Annotated in this window: 10 protein-coding genes; 8 read left to right on the top strand and 2 right to left on the bottom strand. The window is 72.8% G+C overall.

Translation table 11 applies throughout. From position 1 onward, the window contains the following. Positions 1-589, bottom strand: a 589-nt coding sequence (locus AB0G02_RS22835) for a tetratricopeptide repeat protein (protein WP_360797490.1), incomplete at its 3' end; no start/stop codon positions are given. A gap of 25 nt (positions 590-614) precedes the next feature. Then, on the bottom strand, positions 615-1004 hold the full coding sequence (locus AB0G02_RS22830) for a DUF4331 family protein (protein WP_360797489.1): 390 nt from the start codon (positions 1002-1004) through the stop codon (positions 615-617). A gap of 230 nt (positions 1005-1234) precedes the next feature. Between AB0G02_RS22830 and AB0G02_RS22825 the strand changes: the two genes are divergently transcribed. The 8 genes from AB0G02_RS22825 to pcaC all read left to right on the top strand — a co-directional run bounded on the left by AB0G02_RS22825 (position 1235) and on the right by pcaC (position 8036). Next, the gene (locus AB0G02_RS22825; protein WP_360797488.1) at positions 1235-2440 is read left to right on the top strand and encodes an IS110 family transposase; all 1206 of its coding nucleotides are present in this window, start codon (positions 1235-1237) and stop codon (positions 2438-2440) included. Between the two features lie 227 nt (positions 2441-2667). Then, complete coding sequence (locus AB0G02_RS22820; protein ID WP_360797487.1) at positions 2668-3465, top strand: CoA transferase subunit A; 798 nt, start codon at positions 2668-2670, stop codon at positions 3463-3465. A 32-nt stretch (positions 3466-3497) separates the two neighbouring features. Next, complete coding sequence (locus AB0G02_RS22815; protein WP_360797491.1) at positions 3498-4220, top strand: CoA-transferase subunit beta; 723 nt, start codon at positions 3498-3500, stop codon at positions 4218-4220. A 33-nt stretch (positions 4221-4253) separates the two neighbouring features. After that, positions 4254-5006 (top strand): protocatechuate 3,4-dioxygenase subunit beta, encoded by a 753-nt coding sequence (pcaH, locus tag AB0G02_RS22810; RefSeq protein ID WP_360797486.1) that lies wholly within the window; start codon positions 4254-4256, stop codon positions 5004-5006. Continuing rightward, on the top strand, positions 4999-5577 hold the full coding sequence (gene pcaG / locus AB0G02_RS22805; RefSeq protein WP_360797485.1) for a protocatechuate 3,4-dioxygenase subunit alpha: 579 nt from the start codon (positions 4999-5001) through the stop codon (positions 5575-5577). Before pcaH ends, pcaG begins: the two co-directional genes overlap by 8 nt. Then, the gene (gene pcaB, locus AB0G02_RS22800) at positions 5552-6928 is read left to right on the top strand and encodes a 3-carboxy-cis,cis-muconate cycloisomerase (RefSeq protein WP_360797484.1); all 1377 of its coding nucleotides are present in this window, start codon (positions 5552-5554) and stop codon (positions 6926-6928) included. The genes pcaG and pcaB overlap by 26 nt, the downstream gene beginning before the upstream one ends. Next, a complete protein-coding gene (gene pcaD / locus AB0G02_RS22795; RefSeq protein WP_360797483.1) occupies positions 6925-7674 on the top strand; it encodes a 3-oxoadipate enol-lactonase in 750 nt (249 codons plus the stop codon). Before pcaB ends, pcaD begins: the two co-directional genes overlap by 4 nt. Further along, complete coding sequence (gene pcaC, locus AB0G02_RS22790) at positions 7671-8036, top strand: 4-carboxymuconolactone decarboxylase (RefSeq protein WP_360797482.1); 366 nt, start codon at positions 7671-7673, stop codon at positions 8034-8036. Before pcaD ends, pcaC begins: the two co-directional genes overlap by 4 nt. The last annotated feature ends 61 nt before the right edge of the window (positions 8037-8097 follow it).

The raw sequence follows: 8097 nt of genomic DNA, 5'->3' as shown, positions 1-8097 counted from the left end.
CCCTATCCCGAAACCCCGCCCCCGCGTCACCCCGGGCCGCCGCCGCGGCGGACGCGGCCAGGTCGTCGGGCGCCGGCGCGAACTGCCGTTCCAGCACGGCGAACTGCGCAGCCGGGTCACGTCCCGCCGTGCGCAGCAAGTTCGCGTACTCGTGCGCCAGCTGCGGCAACGGCGTGCGCCGCACCAGCTCCGACCCACCCGCAGCGACTCGTCCACACGAGCCGCGCGCGAACGACACCTTCGCCTTGCCCTGCAACATCATCACGTCGCGCGGGTCGACCGCCAACCCCTGCGCGTACTGCGACAGGGCCTCGTCCGGGTCGCCGTTGTCGAACGCCAACTCGCCCAGGCGGTACCGGCAGAACACCACGTCCGACGGCGACCACGCCGCTTCCAGCGCCCCCTCCAACGCCTCCCGCGCGCCCGTCACGTCCCCGCGCTGCTCCAGGTCGTAGGCCGCCCGCGTGAACGACGGGACGCCCGGCTCCAGGTCGAGCATCCGCTGCACCGCGGCGGTGGCCTCGGCGGGCATCCCGAGCTGCGTCAAGGCGTCCGCCGGCACCCCGTACACGTCGGCCGTGTCCGGCAACAGCGCTTGCCCACGCACGGCGTGGTCACGAGCGGCACCGACACTTCCCGCGCCGGTCGTCGTTCTGGAACGTGAACCGGAAGGTGAGGTCGGCGCGGGCGTCGCCGTCGTTGTCGACGTTGAGGTCGTACCGCGCGTCGGTCGCCCACGGGAAGAAGTTCGGGCCGCCGTTCGGCTCCTGGAACGGGGAGAAGTTCGCGATCAGCGTCACCGTGTCGTGGTGGTCGGGGCTGACGAACGCGTAGACGTCGGTGTTGTCGACCGCCGGGTCGCCCGCGATCAGCGGCGCTTCGCGGTGGCTCGACGCGCCCGCACCGGACGCGCCGAGCAGGCCGGTGGCCAGGGCCGTGGCGCCGACCGCGGCCAACGCGGCGACCACCCTGCCGGCGCGGCGGCTGGTGAGCGGTGTGGACATGCTCGATCCTTATCTTCTTGGTTGGGTCTGTTCTGGTCATTCGTAAGATCGGGAGGGCCTGGGGGGCCTCGGGTGTGGCTTCATGCTCGGCGCTGGTGGTGTGGCTTGAAGGGATTGGCCGCCCGAGGTCCCGCGACGACTCGACCGCTGATTGGGATGAGCGAACGATCGCTGCATAAGGACGTGACGGCGAGGTCGTCTGCCGGGTTTCTCATGGGCGATGACGGGAGGTGACCGTGCCCGGGTTGTGTGCCGGTGTGGACGCGGGCAAGGCCCATCACCACTGCGTGGTGATCGACGCCGATGGAAGGAAGCTGCTGTCGCGGCGAGTGGCCAACAACGAAGCCGACCTGCTGGAGCTGATCGGTGACGTGCGGGCGCTGGCGCCGGACGTGTTGTGGGCGATCGACCTCAACGCCGGTGGCGGCGCGCTGCTGATCGCCCTGTTGGTCGATCAGGGCCAGAGACTGCTCTACATCCCTGGCCGCACCGTCCACCACGCGTCGGGCACCTATCGCGGGGAGGGCAAGAGCGACGCCAAGGACGCCTTCGTCATCGCCGACCAGGCCCGCATGCGCCGCGACCTGCACCCGATGACCGCCGGTGACGAGATCGCGGTCGAGCTGCGGATCCTCACCGCCCGCCGCTACGACCTGGCCGCCGATCGCACCCGCGCGATCAACCGGCTGCGTGCCCAGCTCCTGGAGTACTTCCCCGCCCTGGAACGGGCCTTCGACTACAGCAGGTCCAAGGCCGCACTGGTCCTGCTGACCGGCTACCGGACCCCCGCGGCGCTGCGCGAGTGCGGCCGGGAGCGACTCGCCGCCTGGTTGCGTGCCCGGAAGGTCCGCAACAGCGCGCTGGTCGCCGCCACCGCGATCACCGCGGCCCAGGCCCAGGCCATCACCGTTCCCGGTGAGACGACGGCCGCGGCCGTGGTGGCCCGGCTGGCCAAGGCGGTGATGGTCCTGGATGAGGAGATCACCGAGACCGACGCGCTCATCGAGGATCGGTTCCGTCGGCACCGGCACGCCGCGGCCGTGCTGAGCATGCCCGGCGTCGGTCCCCTGCTCGGCGCCGAGTTCCTCGCCCTGACCGGTGGCGACATGACCGTGTTCGGCAGCGCCGACCGGCTCGCCGGCGTCGCCGGCCTGGCCCCGGTGCCCCACGATTCCGGCCGGATCAGCGGCAATCTGCGCAGACCACGCCGCTACAACCGCCGCCTGTTGCGCATGTTCTACCTGTCCGCGCAGGCCTCCATCCGCTCCTGCCCGACATCCCGAGCCTTCTACGAGCGGAAACGACGTGAAGGCAAGGCACACAAGCAGGCAATACTCGCCCTGGCACGCCGACGCCTGAACGTCCTGTGGGCCCTCATCCGCGACAACCGCACTTTCCAGGCCGGCAGGTCCCAACCCGCAGCCACAGCGGCCTGACTAGTTCATGGCCCGTCACCTTCGCCGCTTGACAACTTCATTGGGAATCCCTTCGGTGCGCGAGCGTGCTGACACCGAGCAGTTCGGCCGGCGGGCCCGTCCGGTTCAGAAGGTAGGGGTCGCGGACTTCCGGTGAGTGGAAGATCCCGTTGACCCGCGGCGAACGCCGTCAATAGCGTTCGCCGCACGGGATCGCCGGTTCCGGCCAGGCACAACGGGAGGTCGGAGTGGCCACCATCGCGCCCCTCGCGGAGGCCGTCGCGCACGTGGTGCACGACGGCGACACCGTGGCGTTCGAGGGGTTCACGCACCTGATCCCGTTCGCCGCGGGGCATGAGGTGATCCGGCAGGGCAGGCGGGACCTGACCCTGGTCCGGATGACGCCCGACGTGCTGTACGACCAGCTCATCGGCGCGGGTTGCGCCCGCAAGCTGGTGTTCTCGTGGGGCGGCAACCCCGGTGTCGGCTCGCTGCACCGGTTCCGCGACGCGGTGCAGAACGGCTGGCCGCGCCCGCTGGAGCTGGAGGAGCACAGCCACGCGGGCATGGCCAACCGGTACGTCGCCGCGGCCTCCGGGCTGCCGTTCGTCGTGCTGCGCGGCTACACCGGCACCGACCTGCCCGCTCAGACCGCCAACATCGCCCAGGTGACGTGCCCGTTCACCGGCGAGGTGCTCACCGCCGTCGCCGCGCTGCGGCTGGACGCCGCCGTCGTGCACGCCCAGCGCGCCGACCGGCACGGCAACGTGCAGCTGTGGGGCATCACGGGCGTGCAGAAGGAGGCGGTGCTGGCCGCGACCCGCTCGCTGGTCACCGTCGAGGAGGTCGTGGACGAGCTGGACCCGCGACCGGGCGCGGTAGTGCTGCCGTCCTGGGTGGTGGACTACGTCGCGGAGGTGCCGGGCGGGGCGCACCCGTCCTACGCGCACGACTACTCCGTGCGGGACAACGACTTCTACGTCGCGTGGGACCGGATCAGCCGGGACCGCGACGAGTTCGCGCAGTGGTTGGAGAGCGTCGCGTGACCGCGGACCGCACCCCCTACACCTCCGACGAGATGATGACGGTCGCCGCCGCGCGGGCGTTGCGCGACGGCGCGGTGTGCTTCGTCGGCATCGGGCTGCCCAGCACCGCGGCCAACCTGGCCCGCCGCACGCACGCGCCCGACCTCGTGCTGGTCTACGAGTCCGGCACGATCGGCGCGAAACCGGACCGGCTGCCGCTGTCGATCGGTGACGGCGTGCTGGCCGACACCGCGGTCAGCGTGGTGAGCGTGCCGGAGATCTTCAACTACTGGCTGCAACCCGGCCGGATCGACGTCGGCTTCCTCGGCGCGGCCCAGCTCGACCGGTTCGGCAACATCAACACCACCGTGATCGGCGGCGACTACCGCGACCCCGACGTGCGGCTGCCCGGTGCGGGCGGTGCGCCCGAGATCGCCGCGTCGTGCCGCGAGGTCGTCGTGGTCGTGCGCCAGACCAGTCGGTCGTTCGTGGAGCGGGTCGACTTCGTCACCTCGTTCGGCTTCGGCTCCGGGCCGGGCGGGCGGGAGGCGTTGGGCCTGACCGGCGCCGGGCCGCAGCTGGTGATCACCGACCTGGGCGTGCTGCGGCCCGATCCGCGCACGCGCGAGCTGGTGCTCACCTCGCTGCACCCCGGCGTCGACCTGGAGACCGCGCGCCAGCGCACCGGGTGGGACCTGCGCGTCGCGGACGAGCTGACCCGCGGCGAACCGCCGACCGAGCGCGAACTGGCCGTGCTGCACGGCCTCACCCGCTAGACCACCCCTCGGCACGACGAACAGGAGAACGCGGTGCCGACCTCTCTCCCACACACCGACGGGCCGGGCACCGACGGGCCGCACACCTACCGGCCGGACACGTCGTCGCACCCGCCCGTGCAGTTCCCCGAGTACCGGTCCAACGTCGCCCGCGCGCCGCGGCGCCCGTTCGTGCTGCTGCCGCAGCGGTTGACCGAGATCACCGGACCGCTGCTCGGTGAGGACCGCGTAGGACCGCAGGACAACGACCTCACCCTCGGCCACGGCGGCGAGCCGCAGGGCCAGCGGATCATCGTCTCCGGCCGCGTGCTGGACGGCGACGGGCGGCCGGTCGCCGGCACCCTGCTGGAGGTGTGGCAGGCCAACGCGGGCGGGCGGTACCGGCACGACGCGGACCGCCACCCCGCGCCGCTCGACCCGAACTTCACCGGCGTCGGGCGGACCGTCACCGACGCCGAGGGCCGCTACTCGTTCACCACGATCCAGCCCGGCGCGTACCCGTGGCGCAACCACGACAACGCCTGGCGTCCCGCGCACATCCACTTCTCGCTGTTCGGGACCGCCTTCACCCAGCGGCTGATCACCCAGATGTACTTCCCGGGCGACCCGCTGTTCGCCCAGGACCCGATCTTCAACTCGGTGCGCGACCCGAAGGCCCGCGAGGCGATGGTGGCCCGGTTCGACCTGGCCACCAGCGTGCCCGAGTGGGCGTTGGGCTACCGGTGGGACATCGTGCTGCGGGGCAAGAACCCGACGCCGCTGGAAGAGGAGGACGACGATGAGTGAGCTCCGGACCACCCCGTCGCAGACCGTCGGCCCGTTCTTCTCGTTCGGCCTGGTGTGGGAGGACGGGCCGTTCGTGGTGCCCGAGGGCACGCCCGGCGCGATCCGGGTCGGCGGCACGGTGTTCGACGGCGCTGGCCTGCCGGTGCCGGACGCCGTGGTCGAGACCTGGCAGGCCGACCCCGACGGCCGGTTCGACCACCCCGACGATCCGCGCGGTCGCGTCCGCTGGGAGAATTTCCGGGGCTTCGGCCGCAGCGCCACCGACCCGGACGGGCGGTACTCGGTGCTGACCGTCAAACCCGGTCCGCTACCCGTGGCCGGGGGCGGTCGGGAGGCACCGCACCTCGACGTGTCGGTGTTCTGCCGGGGCATGCTGGTGCGGCTGGTCACCCGCATCTACTTCCCGGACGAGGAGGCCAACGACGTGGACCCGGTCCTCACCTCGATCGACGACCCCGCCCGGCGGGCCACCCTGGTCGCCGCGACCGACCCGACCGCGACGACCCCTCCCGGCTACCGCTTCGACATCCACCTGCAAGGAGAGCATGAAACCGTCTTCTTCGACCTCTGAGCACGTCTCCCGGGCCACCGGGACGCGCTCGTTGTGGGGCACGCTGTTCACCGACCCGGACGTCGAGGCCGAGACCTGCGACCAGGCCTGGCTGCGAGCGATGCTCGACTTCGAGCGCGCCCTGGCGATCGTGCAGGCCAGGGCGGGCATCGTGACCGAGGAGGCGGCCCGGATGGTGGTCACCGCCATCGACGTCGGGCACTACGACCCGGTCGTGATCGGTGAAGGAGCCCTCACCTCCGGCACGCCGGTGGTGCCGCTGGTCCGCGCGATCGGCGCGCACGTCACCGCCGAGGGCCGCGCGGCCGTGCACAACGGGGCCACCAGCCAGGACGTGCTCGACACCGCGCTGTCGCTGGTCGCCCACCGCGCGTTGGGGCCGGTGCTGGCCGGGTTGCGCGGTGTCGCCGCCGAGTGCGCGCGGCTCGCTGAACGGCACCGCGACACGCTGATCACCGGCCGCACCCTGACCCAGCACGCGCTGCCCACCACGTTCGGGCTCAAGTGCGCCGGCTGGCTCGTCGCGGTGGACGAGGCCGCCGCCGCGCTGACCAGCGTGCGCACGCGGCGGCTGGCCGTCCAGTTCGGCGGCGCGGTGGGCACGACGGCCGCCGTGCCCGACCCGGGCGGCGACCTCACCGCGCAGCTGGCAGCCGAGCTGGGCCTGGCCGCGCCGCTGATCCCGTGGCACACCAACCGGACCAGGGTGGCGGAGCTCGCGTGCGCGCTGGGCGAGGCGTCCGGCGTGCTGGCCAAGATCGCGCAGGACGTGGCGCTGCTCGCGCAGACCGAGGTGGCCGAGGTGAGCGAGGGCGACGGCGGTACGTCGTCGGCCATGCCGCACAAGCACAACCCGGTGCGCGCCGTGCTGGTGACCGCGTGCACCCGCCGGGTGCCGGGGCTGGTGGCCACGGTGCTGTCGACGATGGCGCAGGAGCACGAACGCGCGGCCGGCGCGTGGCACAGCGAGTGGCAGACCGTCACCGAGCTGCTGCGGCTGGTCGGCGGCGCGGTGCGCGGCACCCGTGAGCTGCTGGGGCGGCTGCGGGTCGACGCGGAGCGGATGCGCCACAACCTCGACCTGACCGGCGGGCTGCTGATGGCCGAGAACGTGGCCGTGCGACTGGCCGACCGCATCGGCCGGTCCGAGGCGCACGACCTGGTCGCGGAGGTGTGCCGGACCGCGGTGGCGGCGGGCCGGTCGCTGCGCGAAGCGCTGCTGGCCGACCTGCGGATCGGCTTGTCGGAGAAGGAGATCGACGACGCGCTCGACCCGGCCGGGTACACCGGCGGTGCGGGTGCGTTCGTGGACCGCGCCCTCGCGGCGCACCGGGGGAGGGACAGACCGTGAAGCCGTACTACGAGTTGAGCGGACCGCCGGACGCGCCGGTCGTCGTCCTGGGCAACTCGCTCGGCACCACGACCGGCCTGTGGGACCGGCAGTTGCCCGCGCTGCGCCGGCGGTTCCGGGTGCTGCGCTACGACCACCGGGGTCACGGCGGCAGCGCCGCGCCGCCCGGCCCGTACCGCATCGACGACCTGGCCGACGACGTGCTGGAGCTGCTGGACGCGCTGGGCATCGCCCGGGTGTCCTACTGCGGGGTGTCGATGGGCGGCATGGTCGGCATGTGGCTGGCCGGGCACGCGCCGGAGCGCATCGAGCGGCTGGTGCTGTGCTGCACCACGGCCGGGTTCCCGGCCGCGCGGCCGTGGGAGGACCGGGCCGCCACCGTGCGGGCGTCCGGCATCGGCGCCATCGTGCCGGTCGCGATCGGCCGCTGGTTCACCCCGGCGTTCCGGGAGCGGTCGCCCGACGTGGTGGCCGCGTTCGAGACCGCTCTGTCCGAAGTGGACGACGAGGGCTACGCCGCGTGCTGCGAGGCGTTGGCGGCGATGGACCTGCGGTCCGTGCTGCCCGCGATCGAGGCGCCCACGGTGGTCATCTCGGGCGCGGACGACGAGGCCACGCCGGTCGAGTGCGGGCGCTTCATCGCGGACACCGTCCCCGGCGCGTCGTTCCACGTCGTGCAGGCGGCGCACCTGGCGAACGTGGAGGCGTCCGACGAGGTCACGGCGATCGTGGAGGCGCACCTGTGAGCGGGTTCGACGAGGGCTCGCGGGTGCGCCGCGAGGTGCTCGGTGACGAGCACGTGGACCGGGCGGTCGCGCGCACCGACGCGTTCACCGCCGACTTCCAGGACTTCATCACCCGGTACGCGTGGGGCGAGGTGTGGTCCAGGCCGGGGCTGGACCGGCGCGTCCGGTCGTGCATCACGCTGGCGATGCTCGCGGCGCTCGGGCACGAGCATGAGTTGGCGATGCACGTGCGCGCCGCGCTGCGCAACGGCGTGACGGCCGACGAGATCAAGGAAGTGCTGCTGCAGGTGGGCGTGTACGCGGGCGTCCCGGCCGCCAACCGCGCCTTCGCCGTGGCCCAACCGATCCTGGCCGACGCCTGACCCGCGCGCGTCGAGCGGCCCGCGCACGCGAGCGGCGCCGGATCCGCAGGGGACCGGCGCC

Origin of the sequence: Actinosynnema sp. NPDC023658 (assembly GCF_040639995.1) — a bacterium.
GTDB lineage: Bacteria > Actinomycetota > Actinomycetes > Mycobacteriales > Pseudonocardiaceae > Actinosynnema.
This window is presented reverse-complemented; position numbering and strand designations above follow the sequence as displayed.